Annotated in this window: 18 protein-coding genes; 8 read left to right on the top strand and 10 right to left on the bottom strand. The window is 61.0% G+C overall.

The genetic code is table 11. The features are described 5' to 3' along the window. The first annotated feature begins 5 nt into the window (after window positions 1–5). The gene (locus NKJ37_RS19010; protein WP_128302989.1) at window positions 6–590 is read left to right on the top strand and encodes a DUF1214 domain-containing protein; all 585 of its coding nucleotides are present in this window, start codon (window positions 6–8) and stop codon (window positions 588–590) included. Then, window positions 583–1,152, top strand: coding sequence for a DUF1254 domain-containing protein (locus NKJ37_RS19005; RefSeq protein WP_128302988.1), 570 nt, complete (start codon window positions 583–585; stop codon window positions 1,150–1,152). The genes NKJ37_RS19010 and NKJ37_RS19005 overlap by 8 nt, the downstream gene beginning before the upstream one ends. Here the strand turns inward: NKJ37_RS19005 and NKJ37_RS19000 are convergent. Continuing rightward, window positions 1,149–1,337, bottom strand: coding sequence for a hypothetical protein (locus NKJ37_RS19000; protein ID WP_128302987.1), 189 nt, complete (start codon window positions 1,335–1,337; stop codon window positions 1,149–1,151). The two genes, NKJ37_RS19005 and NKJ37_RS19000, sit on opposite strands and share 4 nt — an antisense overlap. A gap of 188 nt (window positions 1,338–1,525) precedes the next feature. On the opposite strand from NKJ37_RS19000, the gene NKJ37_RS18995 reads away from it, so the two are divergent. After that, the gene (locus NKJ37_RS18995; RefSeq protein WP_352441304.1) at window positions 1,526–2,563 is read left to right on the top strand and encodes a hypothetical protein; all 1,038 of its coding nucleotides are present in this window, start codon (window positions 1,526–1,528) and stop codon (window positions 2,561–2,563) included. Here NKJ37_RS18995 and NKJ37_RS18990 read toward each other — a convergent pair. The 3 genes from NKJ37_RS18990 to NKJ37_RS18980 form a co-directional block, all read right to left on the bottom strand. Next, on the bottom strand, window positions 2,541–2,888 hold the full coding sequence (locus tag NKJ37_RS18990) for a DUF1491 family protein (RefSeq protein WP_128302985.1): 348 nt from the start codon (window positions 2,886–2,888) through the stop codon (window positions 2,541–2,543). The genes NKJ37_RS18995 and NKJ37_RS18990 overlap by 23 nt on opposite strands. A 229-nt stretch (window positions 2,889–3,117) precedes the next feature. After that, window positions 3,118–3,915, bottom strand: a complete 798-nt coding sequence (locus tag NKJ37_RS18985; protein WP_352441305.1) for a peptidoglycan-binding domain-containing protein — start codon at window positions 3,913–3,915, stop codon at window positions 3,118–3,120. Then, the gene (locus NKJ37_RS18980; RefSeq protein ID WP_352774664.1) at window positions 3,890–5,620 is read right to left on the bottom strand and encodes an ATP-binding protein; all 1,731 of its coding nucleotides are present in this window, start codon (window positions 5,618–5,620) and stop codon (window positions 3,890–3,892) included. The genes NKJ37_RS18985 and NKJ37_RS18980 overlap by 26 nt, the downstream gene beginning before the upstream one ends. A 537-nt stretch (window positions 5,621–6,157) precedes the next feature. Here NKJ37_RS18980 and NKJ37_RS18975 point away from each other — a divergent pair. Both NKJ37_RS18975 and NKJ37_RS18970 read left to right on the top strand, forming a co-directional pair. Then, window positions 6,158–6,511 carry a DUF5330 domain-containing protein gene (locus NKJ37_RS18975; RefSeq protein ID WP_023812789.1) on the top strand — a complete coding sequence of 118 codons (354 nt, stop codon included), beginning with the start codon at window positions 6,158–6,160 and terminating at the stop codon, window positions 6,509–6,511. Window positions 6,512–6,611: 100 nt separating this feature from the next. Further along, complete coding sequence (locus NKJ37_RS18970) at window positions 6,612–7,040, top strand: SufE family protein (protein WP_127292519.1); 429 nt, start codon at window positions 6,612–6,614, stop codon at window positions 7,038–7,040. Between the two features lie 141 nt (window positions 7,041–7,181). On the opposite strand, the gene NKJ37_RS18965 is transcribed toward NKJ37_RS18970, so the two are convergent. Then, window positions 7,182–7,607 (bottom strand): Ros/MucR family transcriptional regulator, encoded by a 426-nt coding sequence (locus NKJ37_RS18965; protein WP_013532660.1) that lies wholly within the window; start codon window positions 7,605–7,607, stop codon window positions 7,182–7,184. 441 nt (window positions 7,608–8,048) lie between these two features. After that, window positions 8,049–8,417, bottom strand: a complete 369-nt coding sequence (locus tag NKJ37_RS18960; RefSeq protein ID WP_352441307.1) for an SH3 domain-containing protein — start codon at window positions 8,415–8,417, stop codon at window positions 8,049–8,051. A gap of 164 nt (window positions 8,418–8,581) precedes the next feature. Here NKJ37_RS18960 and NKJ37_RS18955 point away from each other — a divergent pair, with 164 nt between their 5' ends. From NKJ37_RS18955 to NKJ37_RS18945, 3 genes are all read left to right on the top strand, one after another. Further along, window positions 8,582–10,705, top strand: a complete 2,124-nt coding sequence (locus NKJ37_RS18955) for a S9 family peptidase (RefSeq protein ID WP_352774662.1) — start codon at window positions 8,582–8,584, stop codon at window positions 10,703–10,705. Then, window positions 10,702–11,328, top strand: a complete 627-nt coding sequence (locus NKJ37_RS18950) for a LysE family translocator (protein ID WP_023812785.1) — start codon at window positions 10,702–10,704, stop codon at window positions 11,326–11,328. The genes NKJ37_RS18955 and NKJ37_RS18950 overlap by 4 nt, the downstream gene beginning before the upstream one ends. Before the next feature lie 158 nt (window positions 11,329–11,486). Continuing rightward, window positions 11,487–11,894, top strand: coding sequence for an SET domain-containing protein (locus NKJ37_RS18945; RefSeq protein WP_023812784.1), 408 nt, complete (start codon window positions 11,487–11,489; stop codon window positions 11,892–11,894). Here NKJ37_RS18945 and NKJ37_RS18940 read toward each other — a convergent pair. The 4 genes from NKJ37_RS18940 to NKJ37_RS18925 all read right to left on the bottom strand — a co-directional run bounded on the left by NKJ37_RS18940 (window position 11,891) and on the right by NKJ37_RS18925 (window position 15,196). Then, window positions 11,891–12,841 (bottom strand): cytochrome c, encoded by a 951-nt coding sequence (locus NKJ37_RS18940; protein ID WP_023812783.1) that lies wholly within the window; start codon window positions 12,839–12,841, stop codon window positions 11,891–11,893. The genes NKJ37_RS18945 and NKJ37_RS18940 overlap by 4 nt on opposite strands. Before the next feature lie 9 nt (window positions 12,842–12,850). Then, window positions 12,851–13,288, bottom strand: coding sequence for a c-type cytochrome (locus tag NKJ37_RS18935; protein ID WP_352609870.1), 438 nt, complete (start codon window positions 13,286–13,288; stop codon window positions 12,851–12,853). Window positions 13,289–13,614: 326 nt separating this feature from the next. After that, window positions 13,615–14,211 (bottom strand): superoxide dismutase, encoded by a 597-nt coding sequence (locus tag NKJ37_RS18930; RefSeq protein ID WP_023812781.1) that lies wholly within the window; start codon window positions 14,209–14,211, stop codon window positions 13,615–13,617. 106 nt (window positions 14,212–14,317) lie between these two features. Next, a complete protein-coding gene (locus tag NKJ37_RS18925; RefSeq protein WP_352609872.1) occupies window positions 14,318–15,196 on the bottom strand; it encodes a branched-chain amino acid aminotransferase in 879 nt (292 codons plus the stop codon). Window positions 15,197–15,231: the final 35 nt, after the last annotated feature.

Raw genomic sequence — 15,231 nt, 5'->3', positions numbered from 1 at the left:
CCCTCATGCTCAAGAATGCCTTCCTGACGCTGCTTTCGCTTGCCATAGCCATCGTCGGCGGTGGCAGCAGCGTCTGGTATGCGCTGAAAGTCCAGGATGGTGTCGGCGCCATCCGGATCGGCCAATGGACGGCCTTTCCCGATATCGGCACGCCGGCCGCCGATCCCTATTCCAAGGCCCGTGTGGCGCGCGAGGGCGTACTTGCGCTCGGCCGCGCCGAAGGGCTGTCCTTCGTCGCCGAGCGCGACACGGGCGGCGCCGAGCTCAAGCGCGAATGCACCTACACAATCGAGGGTGGTTTTCCGACGGCACGGTTCTGGACGCTTTATGCCGCCGACCAGTCGCTCGGCGTGGTCGAAACCGGCAAACCCCGGCTGGCGGCGCTGCAATCCTATGGGGTGGTGCGCCAGCCCGACAATTCGGTGATCATTTCCGCCGGCCATCACCCGATGCCGGGCAACTGGCTGCTGACAGACGGCTCCGGCAGGATGTATTTCGTGCTGACCTTCTACGACACGCCGATCGCCAGCAGCACCGGCCTGTCGGACGTCTCGCTGCCGCAAATCGTCAAGGTCGGCTGCAATGCGTAGTTTTTACGCTGCGATGCGCGGACTTCTGCATGCCGTCCTGCTCGGCCTGCTCGGCGCCGGCATCGTGCACATCGCCGTGCTGCTGCTGGTGCCCGAGTTTTCCGAACGCGATGCCTGGTCGCGGCTGTCCATGGCGTCGGACCTATACAAGATGACGCGGCTCGATGCCGAGGCCGGTGGCGCGCCCGTGGTGAAATCCGTCGACCCGCTGTTTTACGCGACGGCCTGCCGGTTCGATCTGGGCGAAGGCATGGTCCGCGTCAAGGCACCTGGACATGTCCCGTTCTGGTCGGTCTCGGTCTATGACCGCAGCGGCCACAACATCTATTCCTTCAACGACCACACAGCGACCGGCGGCGTTCTGGATGCCGTCGTGCTGACGCCGGCGCAAATGATCGACGTGCGCAAGGACCTTCCCGAGGATCTTCAGGGGGCGATCTTCGTCGAAGCGCCGATCGAGGAAGGCATCTTCGTCATCCGCGCCTTCGTGCCCGACAGCAGCTGGAAGCCAATCGTGTCGCACTTCTTCGAACAGAGTTCCTGCGAGTTGCAGGACTTCTAGTGATGCGGGACCGGCTTCGTCCCTGGCGAGCCCGGCTTGTCGGGATCGACCGGCCGCACTTCGCCGGCACACGGCCGCTCGTAGCGGATGCCGGGAAAGATGATCACCGCCGCCGGCATTTCGACGGTTTGCTTTACTCTGGTGTTTGGTGCCGTACGCGGCACGAAAGACAGTACCATGCCCATGGTTCGCGCATTCCTCTCGGTTTCCCCGGAGCACAACGCAACGCCTCCAAATGTCATTAAGGCCGGCAGAGGGTTAACGGAACGCTAACGGATCGCCGCTAACTTGATCTTTGTTCTTGGCGCTCGCGAAACCGGCACAGTCCCGGTCGAGCGCGGCCAAGCTTGTGTCGAGTACGGGCGTATCCTTCGTGTCATCTTCGGACTTCAGGCAAATCGCGGTGCGAAAAGACTCGGGAAAGGCCGAAAGGCTGTTCCGCGCCGCAGTGTCGGCGTTTTGCTCGCTCACCCGCCCTTCACGCCGTGAGATTGGCCAACTCGAAGACCTGACGCTGCCGCTGTTCGACAATGTGTCCGTCGAATCTCGCCGTTACGTGGCGGCCGCCCTTTCCGAATGCGAATACGCCCCCGCCGCCCTGGTGCGCCGCCTTTGCGAGGAACCGGTCGACATTGCCGCGCCGCTGCTCATCCGCTCACGCGCCGTCAGCGACATCGATCTCATCGCCCTGATCGGGCGACATGGCCTGCCGCATGCGCGTGCCATCGCGCGCCGCAAGAGCTTGAACCCGACCATTGCTGATCTGATCAGGGCCCTCGAGAGGCCAACCCTGGTGCGTGCGCCGGACCCGGATGCGAACGCCGCTGCAGCAGACAAGATCGCGCCAGCGAGCGCGGAAAGCGCCTCCGGCGAGCTGGCCCGGGAACAGGCACTCGGCATCGCGGCTGAGAATGCACGGCGCAGGCTGCGCTCGATGATGCGCACCGGCGACGAGGCGGCAGCGACGGGCGCCGATCCTTTCAAGGGCGCCGACACCTATGTGAAATTGCGCGAGACAGCTCTGACGGGAAACGCCGCGTTCTTCCAAACCGCGCTCGCCGATGCACTCGATATCGATTTCGAGATCGCGCGATCGCTCACCGCCAACCAGAATTACGCCTCGCTGCTTGCCGCCTTACGCTCGCTCGACCTCAGCGAAGACAGGGCCTTCCTGATCACGGTTGCCGTCTATCCCAGCCAGTTCCCGCATCCGCAGGCTATCCGGACTTTCCTCGACCGTTACCGGCTGCTGCATCGCGAAGCGGCCCAGGACAAGATGCGGTCGTGGCGGGCGGAAACCCTTTCAAGGGCGGTTCGCGGCGCAGCACCTGCCAACAGCGATACAGGCACCGCTTCGAACAGCGACGATGCGGCTGATACCTCCGGCCTCAGGGCGTCTTCACGGAAATAAGCTCCTCGACGGGCACGGTGCCGGCCTCGATCTCGACCACCCAGATATCGGGATCGAACTTTTTCTCCCTTTCCAGCCTAGCGTCGAGCACCGCGGCATCCTCGCCGGCTCCGAGCAGAGTGAAAAACCGGTCGTCGGGCTTGGCCGAATCATAGCTTGTCTGCGGCGCCGGCCCGAACAGGGCAACCTCACCCAGCCTGCCCCGCGCCAGCACGAACACAGCGCCGGCCTCGGTCGCGCCGCGCTTGACCACGGCGGCAAATCCACCGGCGCTGAAAACCCGGCGCAACAGGGCCGAGACCCACAGATCCGATGTGACACGCATGAGAAAACTCCGCGAATGCATGTCGCCCAAAAGGTGGGTCCCGGTTTTGGAACAACGGCATGCATGAGAACAAGGCAGGCGGGTTCTCTAAAGTAGTTTGCCGTTTCAAGGAAACGGCAAACTACTTTAGCCCTTGTTTGACGCGATTCCGGACGGAAAACCGTTTCACACTTTTCCTGGAATTGCTTTGTCGATATTTCCCCCGCTGGGCGAGCCGTCGTTTCAGCCGTCAGTTGGTCAGGCCGATCTCGCGCATCTTGACGTAGACGATCTCATCGGGCTCGCCGGTCTGCGGCAGCCCGAACAGCGACTGGAATTCCTTGATCGCTGCCTTGGTGCGCGCGCCGACGACACCATCCAGCTGCATGTCGTCATTGCCGAACGCCTTGAGCCCGGCCTGGATCTTGACGATGCGGGCATCGGGCGCTTGCGTCGCGGCATTCGCCTGTCCGGAATTTGTCTGTCCCGAACCTGTCTGCAAAGACACCGGAACGGCGGCCGACGTATCCGGACGCGGCTGCGGCCTGGGTACCACGGAAGCGGTTTTCGGCGTCGCGCCCAGTTGATCGAGCAGAAGCGCGTCGATCTCGCCGGACGTGTTGAGCCCAACCTTCTGCTGATAGTCCTGGATAGCCTTGCGGGTGTTGGGTCCGGAAATGCCGTCGACCGTTCCCGAATAGAAATCGAGATCCTTCAATATGCCTTGCACCTGCTCGACAACCGGATCGCCCTTGATCGGTGCCGGCGCGCCGGATGGCCGCACGATGTTGAACGTCGTTTCCGGCTCGTCGGGCGCCGCGTGCGGAAAACCCGCAATGCTGCGGGTCGCGAAGAATGCGCCGGCATGCGGGAAAGGCTGGTACCACAAGGCATTTGCGGAGACGTAGAACAGCGTCACCAGGAATGCCGTCGAGCCGCCCACCAGGACAGGGTTGCGCGAGATCATGCCGCCGACGGCGACAGCGCCGTCCTGAAAGGCGTTGCTGCGGCGCTTGACCGCCTTAGCCTGTTTTGCGGAGCGAGCCATTTCTGTCCCCTTTCGCCATCGCTACAGGCATGGTCAGCACGCCGGCCTTCTCCGCCTGATGTCCCTTCGGTCCGTTCACCGGCAGGCTGATGGTCACCGTGGTGCCCTCGCCCGGCATGCTTTCGATGGACATCGTGCCTTCGTGGAGCGCCACCAGACCCTTGACAAGTGAAAGGCCAAGACCAGTCCCCTCGAAACGGCGGGTATAGTCGTTCTGGATCTGCATGAAGGGCTTGCCGAGATTGGCGAAATCCTCCTCGGCGATGCCGATGCCGGTGTCCCTGACCCAGAAATGCAGGCGCGAACCGATCCGCTTGGCACCGACGACGACGTCGCCGCCGTCGGGGGTGAACTTGATCGCGTTGGAGACCAGGTTGATGAGCATCTGCTGCACGGCGCGCTGATCGGCATTGATGTCGCCGGCGTCCGGCGCGATCTGCGCCCGCAGATCGATGTTCTTGGCCTGCGCCTGCAGTTGCATCATCGACTGGCACATGTCGACCGCTTCCGCGAACCGGAACGGCTCGGGTTCGGTCGCGTAAACGCCCGATTCAATCCTGGACACGTCGAGTATCGAGGTTACGACGGCGAGCAGATGCTGGCCCGAATCCCGTACCAAGCCGACATATTCCTTCTGGCGCGGATCCTTGAAGGCGCCGAACATCTCGTGCAGCAGCATATCCGAGAAGCCGATGATGGCATTCAACGGCGTGCGCAGTTCGTGGCTGACCACCGCCAGGAAGCGCCCCTTCGCCACCTCGGCGGATGCGGCCGCCTCATTGGCCGCCGCGAGATCCTCGCGCAACCGGCTGATCTCGTCATTCTCGCGCAGGACGAGCGTAAAGACGCCACCCTGTTCCTCACCACGCACCAGATCAAGCGAGAACGGCCGGTAATTGTCGGCCGTCAGGCTATTGCCGTTCTGAGGCAGCCGGATGCGCAATTCGAGCCGGCGCGACAGCGCACCGTCGCGCATGTCGGCCATCGCGCTGAGATAGGAAACGCGATCCGACAGATGGACGCGATCGAAGAGGCCGTTTCCGGACAGCAGTTCGGGCGGCAGTTTCAAAAGCGTGCGGGCCTTTGGCGACGCGTCCAGTACCTCGCCATGACGGGCAACGCGCAAGACCACCGCATCGATGATGTCTTCGAGCCGGTCGGCAGTGTCGACCACAGCCGCGTCGGCGGTGTTTTGAAACGCCGATGCACGCGGCATCAGTGTCAGCGCCCACACCAACGGCACCAGCCAGTGCCACGCCGCGATCTGCGCTCCTGCGAAAGGAAATACGGTTCCAGCCAAAGGCTGAGCCAGGATGGCGACAGCGGCCGACACGGCTCCCCACAGTGCTGCACGTCGCGAGCCGCCGATCCACCAGGCTTCGAAAGGCAGCGCCAAGACAAGCATGGCGACAGGCGAACCCAACCCGCCCGCGGCGGCAATGAGACTGCCGAGCGAAATGCCGGCCAGCACCAGGGCGACCCGACTCGCCATCGCCATCTTGCCGGTCGCTGCCACCAGCAAGGCGACGAACCAGCACAGGCCAAAGGCGGCGAAGATGGCGGCCATGGTGACGGCAACGCCCATGCCTGAAGTGACCAGCGTGACCGCGGCGCCGGCGGCAAAGAAAGGAGCGGCGAGCATGACGCCGATGAAACGGCGCTGGCGCTCGCGGTCGCTCCGCCCAAGGATGGACGGATGGACCATACGTTCGCAACCGGCAGAAATCGCGCCAGGCAATTCAACGTATCTGGCCTTGATTGAACTCAACTCAACGCACTCGCACTTGTCGTGGACAGCTCTGCTTTGCAGATGGTTCTGGTTGGCTTTGAAACTCGCATCCAGCGTTTAAGGAATGGATAAGGCAGGGCCGACCAAGGCCCTGGCCTGCGGCAAATATCGGGATGCCGGCCGCCGAAAGCACGGGCAAATGCAGCCATAGTAAACGGAGAGTTATCCGGCGACGGCACCTATCGGACAGAGCGCACACGGCACTCGGACTTCCACATTCCAAGAAAAATACAGGAAAATCATGGGGATATATGGTTATTTGTTGTTAAGGAAAATCACTGGCAATTGAGACAAAACGATTGCAGAACGCTTCGTCTCGAATTTGCCTAAAATTTGAGGAAAATTCTCTCTTTGCCTGCAAGCCGTCCTTTGCGCCTGTGTGCCAAGATCCTGCCTACAAAAGAGGTCATGCCATATGGATGCATGATCCGGTCACGACGAGAGGGCAAGGGCATGGTCTTCCTCATAAGAATGGCTTTCTGGTTTTCGCTGGTGCTGCTGGCGCTGCCGCTGACTGTCGGCCCCGATGAATCGGGCCGCGAAAGCGTCGGGCCGATCCAGGCCTTGTTTGCGGCACGCGAAGCGGTTGGCGATATCGCCGGCATTTGCGAACGCAAGCCCGATGTCTGCGAGACCGGCAAGTCGGCAATGCACACCATCACCGCCCGCGCCAAGGAGACCGCCAAGATCGCGGCAGCGATAATGGACGACAAGTCCGCCGCCAGCCCCGACACATCCACGATGACCGGCAGCCTGCCCGAAGAAATCGTCTTGCCCGAGACCGTCAACCTGCCGCCTCAGAATTAAGCCGTTTCGACGGCGCACCGCGGGCTGTCTGCCCTCTCGACGCCCGCGGTGTCCTTGTTTTTTCCGTGACGCGGCGCCGCCGCGTGACTATATCCGGGCCATGACCACCACGATCCAGACGATCCGCGACGATTTTTCGTTCCTCGAGGAATGGGAAGACCGCTATCGCTATGTCATCGAACTCGGCGAGGCGCTGCCGCCATTTCCCGACGAGCAGCGCAGCGCCGCCAACAAGGTGCCGGGATGCGTGAGCCAGGTCTGGCTGACCACCGAACGCGGAGCTGGAGCCGACCCAGTCATCACCTTCACCGGCGATTCGGACGCTCATATCGTGCGTGGGCTGGTTGCGATCATGCTGGCGCTGTTTTCCGGCAGGACCGCCAGCGAAATCCAGCAGACCGATGCGGAAGCGACATTGAAAGAACTCGGCCTCGACGAACATCTGTCGCCGCAGCGCGCCAACGGCCTTCGCTCGATGGTCAAGCGCATCAAGCGCGACGCCGAGGCAGCGCTCAAGCAGACCGCCTGACACCTCCACACCCGATCCGCGCGTCGCGGCGCGCAAAAATCAAACGGCGCCCGAAGGCGCCGTTGATGTCGATCCGATCTGGCTTATTTTAACGCAATTCCCAAGGGAAAGCTCTATGCGCTGGAATTGCTCTGGCAGCGATTACCGCGCTTTGCGCTTGCGGCCGAGGCCCATCTTCTTGGCAAGCTGTGACCGGGCAGCCGCATAGTTGGGTGCAACCATCGGATAGGTCGGGTCAAGGTTCCACTTTTCGCGATACTGATCCGGTGTCAGGTCATAGTGGGTCATCAAATGACGCTTCAGCGACTTGAACTTCTTGCCGTCTTCAAGGCAGACGATGTAGTCGTCATGAACCGACCGCTTCGGGTTGACCGCCGGCTTCTGCTTGTCGGCAGGCGGCTGTTCGGCGGTTCCGCCCACACGCCCGAGCGCAGCATGGACATCGGATATCAGGTTCGGCAATTCGCCGACCGGCACGGGATTGTTGCTGACATAGGCGGCCACCACATCGGCGGTCAATTCGATCAGCGCATCGCTGTTTCTGGAAGGTGTTTCGACAATATCCATGGTCTTCGGGCCCCAACAAGAGTTACATCGATCTGCGCCCTTTTTTACAAGCAGGGCATCGCACGAATTTTGTGCAGGTAGAGTTTCTACGATTCGTGTCGCGGGCACATCAATGAGCGCGGAGACCAAGTAAGTCAATTCGGCCCTTACGCTATATTGAACGATATTGATCAATTATTCCACGATCAGCTTCAATCTTTCGTGCATTGTGTAATTTATCGATATTTCGCGCTCCCGCCGGCGGCGGCTGACGTAACGTCAGATCGCCGTTACATTCGTGGCAACTCACGAAACGGGTTTTAATGTTTGATCTTGCTTGGCTATCGCCCGAGCAATATTGGTTGTTCACATTTATCCACAAAACCATAGGTTGCCGTGGTCATACGTAAGCAATCATGCATGCCTGTCATCCAACCGATCGGCTGATTGCTGCCGCGTCAATCATTGCGGGGTGATGTATTTGCCATAGGCCCAGCCGGTGATGAAATTGCCGTTCTGGGCCGGATCATGCCAGACTTCGCACCAGCGATAGCGAATCTTCTGTTCCTGCTTCCATGCCGGCTGGTTGGCGATGTCGAGCAGGTTTATTCCGCCGGTGCATCGCCCGGTCATCTGCAGAACGGTCCCGTTCGGATATCCCGCCTGCTTCTGGGATGTGCCCGAAGGGTATTTGCGTAGATTGAGCGTATCGCCGAACGGCACATTGGCCACTTGCCAAGCCGCGAATACGGTCGCATGAGACTGGCCGGCAAAGGCCAGAGTTAGTGAAGCAACGGCGAAAGCCGCAGCAGTCCGAGACCAAATAGTCATCATCTCTCCTCCCGGCTCATCTCCTGGAGCCGACACAACCCATACGCTGTGGCTCTTGAACCTGCCCTGAGCGGCGTGTTCATTCGCCGTTCAAGATATTTCTCCATTTGAGATGGTCCATTCAAGATACTGGCCCATTCAAGATACTGGCAAAGCGAGACGCAATGACCAAGACATCCATATTTCCGATCGTCAGCCCGCCTACGCCCGAGAAGCGGCCGGTTTCCGACACGCATCACGGCATCACGCGAACCGACGACTATGCCTGGCTGCGGGCCGGCAACTGGCAGGAGATGTTCCGCGACCCGTCATTGCTCGATGCGGGAATCCGCGTAGAACTCGAGGCGGAGAACGCGTACCAGTCGAAGCTGATGGCCGACACGGTCGAACTGCAGAAGCAGCTTTTCAAGGAGATGAAGGGCCGTATCAAGGAAGACGATTCTTCCGTGCCGATGAAGGACGGACCCTATGCCTATGGCTCGTCCTTCAAGCTTGGTGGCGAGCAGCCGCGCTATTTCCGCATGCCACGCGACGGCGGCGCCGAGCATATCCTGCTCGATGGCGACGCGGAGGCCGCGGGCAAGGCCTATTTCCGTCTTGGCGGCGTCGACCATTCGGCCGACCACGCAAGGCTGCTTTGGGCATTCGACGACAAGGGCTCCGAATTCTACACGCTTCGCGTGCGTGACCTTGCCGACGGCAGGGAGCTTGCGGACCAGATCCCCGACACCGGCGGTTCAGGTGTCTGGAACGCTGGCAATGACGGCTTCTTCTATACACGTCTCGATCCCAACCACCGCCCGTCGAAGGTGCTGTTCCATGCGCTTGGCGACAGCCCGCAAAGCGACCGGCTGATCTATGAGGAAACCGATCCCGGCTTCTTCATGAATGTCGACGGCACCCGCAACAACGAGTGGATCATGATCGGCATCAACGATCACGAGACCTCGGAATACCGCCTGATGCGCGCCGACGATCCGTTTGCCGAGCCGAAACTGGTGTCGCCGCGCGAGATTGGCCTTCAGTACGAGTTGGAAGAAGGCGGCGATATCTTCTTCATCCTGACCAATGCCGACGGCGCCAAGGACTTCAAGATCATGACGGCACCGGCGGGCGATCCCGTGCGCGCCAACTGGCAGGAACTGGTGCCGCATGAGCCCGGTCGGCTGATCCTGTCGGTGATCGGCTTCAGGGACCACATGGTCCGGCTCGAACGCAAGGAAGGCCTGCCGCGCATCGTCGTGCGCGACCGGATCAGCGGCGAGGAGCATCTTCTGTCCCTCGACGAGGAGGCCTTCTCGCTCGGACTGTCGGGTTCTTATGAGTACGACACCGAGATCATGCGCTTTTCCTACTCGTCGATGACGACGCCGGCGCAGGTGTTCGACTACAATATGCGCACCCGCGAGCGGGTGCTGCTGAAGACCCAGGAAGTGCCGTCCGGCCATGATGCGGACCACTATGTCACGCGGCGCCTGATGGCGCCGGCCAGCGACGGCGAACTGGTGCCGATCTCGCTTTTGCATCATCGCGACACGCCGCTGGATGGATCCGCACCTTGCCTGCTTTATGGCTACGGCTCCTATGGCATCACCGTGCCGGCCGCCTTCAACACCAACTGGTTCTCGCTGGTCGACCGTGGCTTCGTCTTCGCCATCGCTCACGTTCGCGGCGGCAAGGACAAGGGCTATGGCTGGTACGATGAGGGCAAGCGGGAGAACAAGATGAACACGTTCACCGATTTCATCGCCGTCGCGCGCCATCTGGTCACGGAGCGTTACACGGCGCATGACCGTATCGTCGCGCAGGGCGGTTCGGCCGGCGGCATGCTGATGGGTGCCGTCGCCAACATGGCGCCGGATTGTTTTGGCGGCATTGTCGCCGAGGTTCCCTTCGTCGATGTGCTCACCACCATGCTCGATGCGACCCTGCCGCTGACGCCGCCGGAATGGCCCGAATGGGGCAATCCGATCGCGTCCGCCGACGACTACCGGACCATTGCCGCCTACTCGCCCTATGACAATGTCGCTGATCACGACTATCCGCCGATCCTGGCGCTGGCCGGTCTCACCGATCCGCGCGTCACCTACTGGGAACCGGCCAAATGGGTGGCCCGCCTGCGTGATCGCAAGAGCGGGGACAATCCGGTTCTGTTCAAGATCAACATGGATTCGGGCCATGCCGGCGCTTCCGGCCGGTTTTCGCGGCTGGAAGAGATCGCCTACACCTATTCCTTCGCGCTGAAAGTGATGGGCAAGGCGCAGCCTACGGGAGCAACCAACAAATGATCGACCTCACCACTCTGATCGCTTACATCGCGGTCGTTTTCGGCTTCGTCTTCATTCCAGGCCCCGCCACCCTGCTGACGATCGCCCGGGCAACGAGTTCCGGAACCAAGGTCGGCATCGCGACGGGCGCCGGGATCGCTGCCGGCGATGTCTTTCACACCGTCATGGCGATGATCGGCATATCGGCGGTCATCGCCGCGTCGGCGACGCTGTTCATCGTCATAAAGTACATCGGCGCGGCCTACCTGATCTATCTCGGCATTCGCGCGATCATGGAGAAAACACCGGCCAATCCGGCTGCCGGCGCGCTTGCGATCTCTGCCGGCAAGGCGTTTCGACAGGCTGTCCTGACCGAAGTGCTCAACCCCAAAACCGCTCTGTTCTTCCTCGCCTTCCTGCCTCAGTTCGTGCGGCCTGAAAACGGAACGGTGATGCTTCAGATGGCCGCGTTGGGGGTCATCTTCGTCGTACTGGGCCTTTTCAGCACGGTCGTCTTTGCCGTGAGCGCTGGCCGGCTCGGCACGCTCCTGCGCCGAAATCCGTCAGTGTTACGATGGCAGGGCAAAGTTGTCGGCGGCATCTACTGCGCTTTGGGCGTCCGTCTGGCGCTGCAGCAACGCTGACTCCAGACGATGATCGACGCGCCCTTTCCGGAGGGCTGGTTGATCAGGACTTTTTGAAGTTCCCGTTGCTCATTTTCACTCGCAATTGCGGTGACCGCGCGCTACCCAGTGCGCGGCTTTTCCCGGCCTGACAGCCTCCAATCGCGTAAAGGTCCATTATGCTGCTCGTCGACGTCTATCTCGACAAATCGCCTATCCAGGGAATCGGCGTCTTTGCCAAGAACCACATTCCTCGCGGCACTCTGATCTGGAAGCTGGACCCAAGGTTCGATCGGCTCATCGAGGTCGAGACTTATGAGCGCGTGGCCGGCCCGGTGAAGAGCTATCTCGATCGCTACTCCTATCCCGACCGCCGCGATCCGAACTACATCGTCTTCGAAGCCGACGACGCGCGCTATATGAACCATGCCGACGAGCCGAACTGCGACGTCTCCTCACCCGAGGAGAGCTTTGCGCTGCGCGACATCGCGCCTGGCGAAGAGCTGACCTGCAACTACAACCATTTCTTCGAAACGGGCTTCGATTTTCTCGGCGACCGCCACCTGTTATCCGCAGACCCGGTCTAGTTCGCCGTCTTCTTGCGGGCCGGATAGCCGTTTGGATGCGCCGGGATCGCCTTCAGATAGGCGGCGATGGCCGCACGGTCCTGCGGCGTCAGTTCGGCCATGTTCCGCTGGACGTCGACCATGGCGCCGCCGACCGAATCGAAATCGGGCGTGAAGCCGGTTTCGAGATAGTTGGCGATATCTGCCTCCGACCATTCGGCGAGACCGCCCTCGCCTGATGTGATGTTCGGCACGACGCCACTGCCTTCCGCGGCCACGGCGCCCGCCAGCCATTCGTTCTTCTTCGTGCCGCCCGCAAGATCGCGCGGCGTGTGGCATTCGCCGCAATGGCCTGGCCCTTCGACCAGGTAGCGGCCTGATATCACCGGATCAGGCGTGCCTTCGGGGAAGGCAACAACCGGCTGGTCGCTGAGGTAGAGCAATTTCCACAGGCCGATGCCGCGGCGGATATCGAAGGGGAAATCGAGCGAATTGCCCGGCGCCTTGCCGGCGACGGCCGGCAACGTCTTCAAGAAGGCATAGAGATCGCCAATGTCGGCCGGATTCATGCGCGCGTAGGATGCATAGGGAAACGCCGGATAAAAATGCTCACCAGAAGGCGACACGCCCTTCAGCATGGCATTGGCGAGGTCCTCGACAGACCATGCGCCGATACCGTCCTTGGGATCTTGCGAAATGTTGGGCGGCACGAAGGTTCCGAAGGGCGTCTTGAGTTCGAGGCCCCCAACGAGCTGAAGCCGCGTGTCGCCCTGTGAGCCCGGCTTTGCATGGCAGGATGTGCAACCGCCGGCATAAAAGATGCGCTTGCCCTTGGCAGCGTCGCCAGGACCGAGCTTGGCCAGAGTTTCCCTGTCGAGCCTCACCGGCGCCGACAGGACCCACCCGGCAACCGCGCCGACGCCGCCCAGAATGACGACGGCGCCGACAAGTTTTTTCAGCCACGCCATGGCTGGTGATCAGCCCTTCTTGATTCTGTAGCCTTGATGGCAGGTGCCGCAATCGGAGCCGATAGCGCCGACTTGCGCCTTCAGCGCGTCGGCATCGGCGGGAGCCGCAGCGACCGCAGCCTTGACGTCGGCGAGATATTTGTCCTCCGCTGCCTTGAAGCCAGCCATGTCTTCCCAGATCTTCGGCGAGGCCGTGGTGTCGCCGGTGTCGTTGCCGGCCGGGAACAGCGCATCGGCATCGAATTTGTCGGCATTCGCCTGCAGCGCCTGAAGTTGCGTCAACACAGCCGCCGCATCAAAGGGTTCCTCGCCCTTGACCACTTTCGACAGGCCGCCGACGATCTTTCCGCGTTCCTTCATCAGTGCCTGCCGATCGAGGATCGGGTCGGCAAAAGCCGCCGAGGCCGCGAGTGCGAGCATAGAGATGGCGATAACAAGCTTTCTCATTCAATTGGCTCCATGATGAAGGCATTTCGGGACAGGACGTTAACGGATGCATCAGGGGGAAAATTCCCTTCCCCCTGATGATTTTTGCCAGACCTTTGTTGTTACGGGAATCTCGACGCAGAAAAAGAAAAGCCCCGCTCGATGAACTGCCCCCCGAAAGTTGGGCATCAACCTTCGGGGGAGCAGTTCATCGCGCGGGGCTTCTCTACGATCGATCAGGACATCAAACGCGCTGTGTTCAAGCGGACTCGAACGACGCGGTTTGAGTCTTTGTTTTCGTGCATGTCGTTATCCCAAAACCGCTGCGCACTTTTGGGCAACATGCATCAGGCCTTTTCGTACAATTCGAGGACATGGTCCCAGTTGATCAGGCTATCGACGAACGCCTCGAGATATTTCGGCCGGGCGTTGCGATAGTCGATGTAATAGGAGTGCTCCCAGACATCGACGCCAAGGATCGGCGACGCGCCATGAACGAGCGGGTTCTCGCCGTTCGGCGTCTTCGAGATCGCCAGCTTGCCATCCTTGACCGAGACCCAGGCCCAGCCGGAACCGAACTGAGTCGTGCCGGCGGCAATGAAGTCGGCCTTGAACTTGTCATAGCCACCAAGATCGCTATCGACTGCCTTCTGCAAGGCGCCCGGCAGCTTGTTGCCGCCGCCGCCTTTCTTCATCCACTTCCAGAAATGGATATGGTTGTAGTGCTGGGCAGCATTGTTGAAGAGGCCGGCATTCTTGCCGAACGACTGCTTGACCACCTCTTCGACCGACAGATCACCCAAGCCGGCCTCGGCGGCGAGCTTGTTTCCGTTATCGACATACGCCTTGTGGTGCTTGTCGTGGTGATATTCCAGCGTCTCTTTCGACATGTAAGGCTGCAAGGCCTCATAGTCGTAAGGCAGAGCGGGCAATTCAAAGGCCATGGATAGTACTCCCTCGTGGAAAAATCCGGTGTCGATACCGGAGTAAGATAGGTCTGGAATGGATTGGGACAACTCCGGATGAAGCGTCGGTCGCCTTTTTATCCGCTCAAGCAGGGGAAGTCGAATGCGCCCAAGTCCAATAGAGTTCGCGCGCCTTTTTGGCCACCGGCCCGGGTTGCAGATTGCGATCCTCGATACGCGTGACCGGCACCACCTTGGAATGGTTCCCGGTCGAAAAAATTTCGTCCGCTTCGAGGAAATCTCGCACCGACAGCGTCTTTTCCGTGGTCCTGAAGCCATATTCGCCGAGCAGCGTTATCGTGCGCGAGCGGGTGATGCCGGACAGGAAGGTGCCGTTCGGCGCAGGCGTAAAGACGTGACCGTCCTTGACCAGGAAGATGTTCGAGGTTCCGGTCTCGGCGACGTTGCCCAGCATGTCGAGCACCATTGCGTTGTCGAAGCCGCGCATCTTGGCTTCGAGAATGGCCCGACCGTTGTTGGGGTAAAGGCAGCCGGCCTTGGCGTTGGTCGGCATGGTTTCGATGGTCGGACGCCGGAACGGCGACACGGTCACCGAAAAGCCAGTCGCCGGAATCATCGGTGATTCATAGAGGCAAAGGCAGAAGCGGGTCGAGGCGGGATCGGCCGGCACGCCCATATAGCCGCCATGCTCGGCCCAGTACATCGGCCTGATATAGACCGCCGTCTTGCCGTCGAACTTCTTCAACCCATCCCATGTCAGCCCGACGATCTTGTCGGCGCTCATGTTCGGCTTCAGGCCGAGCGCGATCGCCGAGGAATTCACCCTGGCGGCATGGAGGTCGAGATCCGGCGCCACGCCTTCGAACCAGCGGCCACCGTCGAACACGCTAGTGCCGAGCCACATGGCGTGGCTGCGCGGCCCCAGAATGGCGACGTTGCCCTCGTGCCAATCACCATCGACGAAAGTCCATGTCGCGGATTGCGCCGCAGCCGCCAGTGTCATCGTGTCGTCCCGCCTCAATCGGTCTCGTGTGACGG

It is taken from the genome of Mesorhizobium sp. M0140 (assembly GCF_040322475.1).
In the GTDB taxonomy this organism is placed as follows: Bacteria; Pseudomonadota; Alphaproteobacteria; order Rhizobiales; family Rhizobiaceae; genus Mesorhizobium.
Note: the sequence above shows the minus strand (reverse complement) of the source record. Positions and strands in the feature narration are given on the sequence as shown.

What these genes read in the sequence shown, in the direction of transcription:
- NKJ37_RS19010 (WP_128302989.1), top strand. Translation starts at nt 6, where the DNA reads ATGCTCAAGAATGCCTTCCTGACGCTGCTTTCGCTTGCCATAGCCATC.
- NKJ37_RS19005 (WP_128302988.1), top strand. Translation starts at nt 583, where the DNA reads ATGCGTAGTTTTTACGCTGCGATGCGCGGACTTCTGCATGCCGTCCTG.
- NKJ37_RS19000 (WP_128302987.1), bottom strand. Translation starts at nt 1,337, where the DNA reads ATGGGCATGGTACTGTCTTTCGTGCCGCGTACGGCACCAAACACCAGA.
- NKJ37_RS18990 (WP_128302985.1), bottom strand. Translation starts at nt 2,888, where the DNA reads ATGCGTGTCACATCGGATCTGTGGGTCTCGGCCCTGTTGCGCCGGGTT.
- NKJ37_RS18985 (WP_352441305.1), bottom strand. Translation starts at nt 3,915, where the DNA reads ATGGCTCGCTCCGCAAAACAGGCTAAGGCGGTCAAGCGCCGCAGCAAC.
- NKJ37_RS18980 (WP_352774664.1), bottom strand. Translation starts at nt 5,620, where the DNA reads ATGGTCCATCCGTCCATCCTTGGGCGGAGCGACCGCGAGCGCCAGCGC.
- NKJ37_RS18975 (WP_023812789.1), top strand. Translation starts at nt 6,158, where the DNA reads ATGGTCTTCCTCATAAGAATGGCTTTCTGGTTTTCGCTGGTGCTGCTG.
- NKJ37_RS18970 (WP_127292519.1), top strand. Translation starts at nt 6,612, where the DNA reads ATGACCACCACGATCCAGACGATCCGCGACGATTTTTCGTTCCTCGAG.
- NKJ37_RS18965 (WP_013532660.1), bottom strand. Translation starts at nt 7,607, where the DNA reads ATGGATATTGTCGAAACACCTTCCAGAAACAGCGATGCGCTGATCGAA.
- NKJ37_RS18960 (WP_352441307.1), bottom strand. Translation starts at nt 8,417, where the DNA reads ATGACTATTTGGTCTCGGACTGCTGCGGCTTTCGCCGTTGCTTCACTA.
- NKJ37_RS18955 (WP_352774662.1), top strand. Translation starts at nt 8,582, where the DNA reads ATGACCAAGACATCCATATTTCCGATCGTCAGCCCGCCTACGCCCGAG.
- NKJ37_RS18950 (WP_023812785.1), top strand. Translation starts at nt 10,702, where the DNA reads ATGATCGACCTCACCACTCTGATCGCTTACATCGCGGTCGTTTTCGGC.
- NKJ37_RS18945 (WP_023812784.1), top strand. Translation starts at nt 11,487, where the DNA reads ATGCTGCTCGTCGACGTCTATCTCGACAAATCGCCTATCCAGGGAATC.
- NKJ37_RS18940 (WP_023812783.1), bottom strand. Translation starts at nt 12,841, where the DNA reads ATGGCGTGGCTGAAAAAACTTGTCGGCGCCGTCGTCATTCTGGGCGGC.
- NKJ37_RS18935 (WP_352609870.1), bottom strand. Translation starts at nt 13,288, where the DNA reads ATGAGAAAGCTTGTTATCGCCATCTCTATGCTCGCACTCGCGGCCTCG.
- NKJ37_RS18930 (WP_023812781.1), bottom strand. Translation starts at nt 14,211, where the DNA reads ATGGCCTTTGAATTGCCCGCTCTGCCTTACGACTATGAGGCCTTGCAG.
- NKJ37_RS18925 (WP_352609872.1), bottom strand. Translation starts at nt 15,196, where the DNA reads ATGACACTGGCGGCTGCGGCGCAATCCGCGACATGGACTTTCGTCGAT.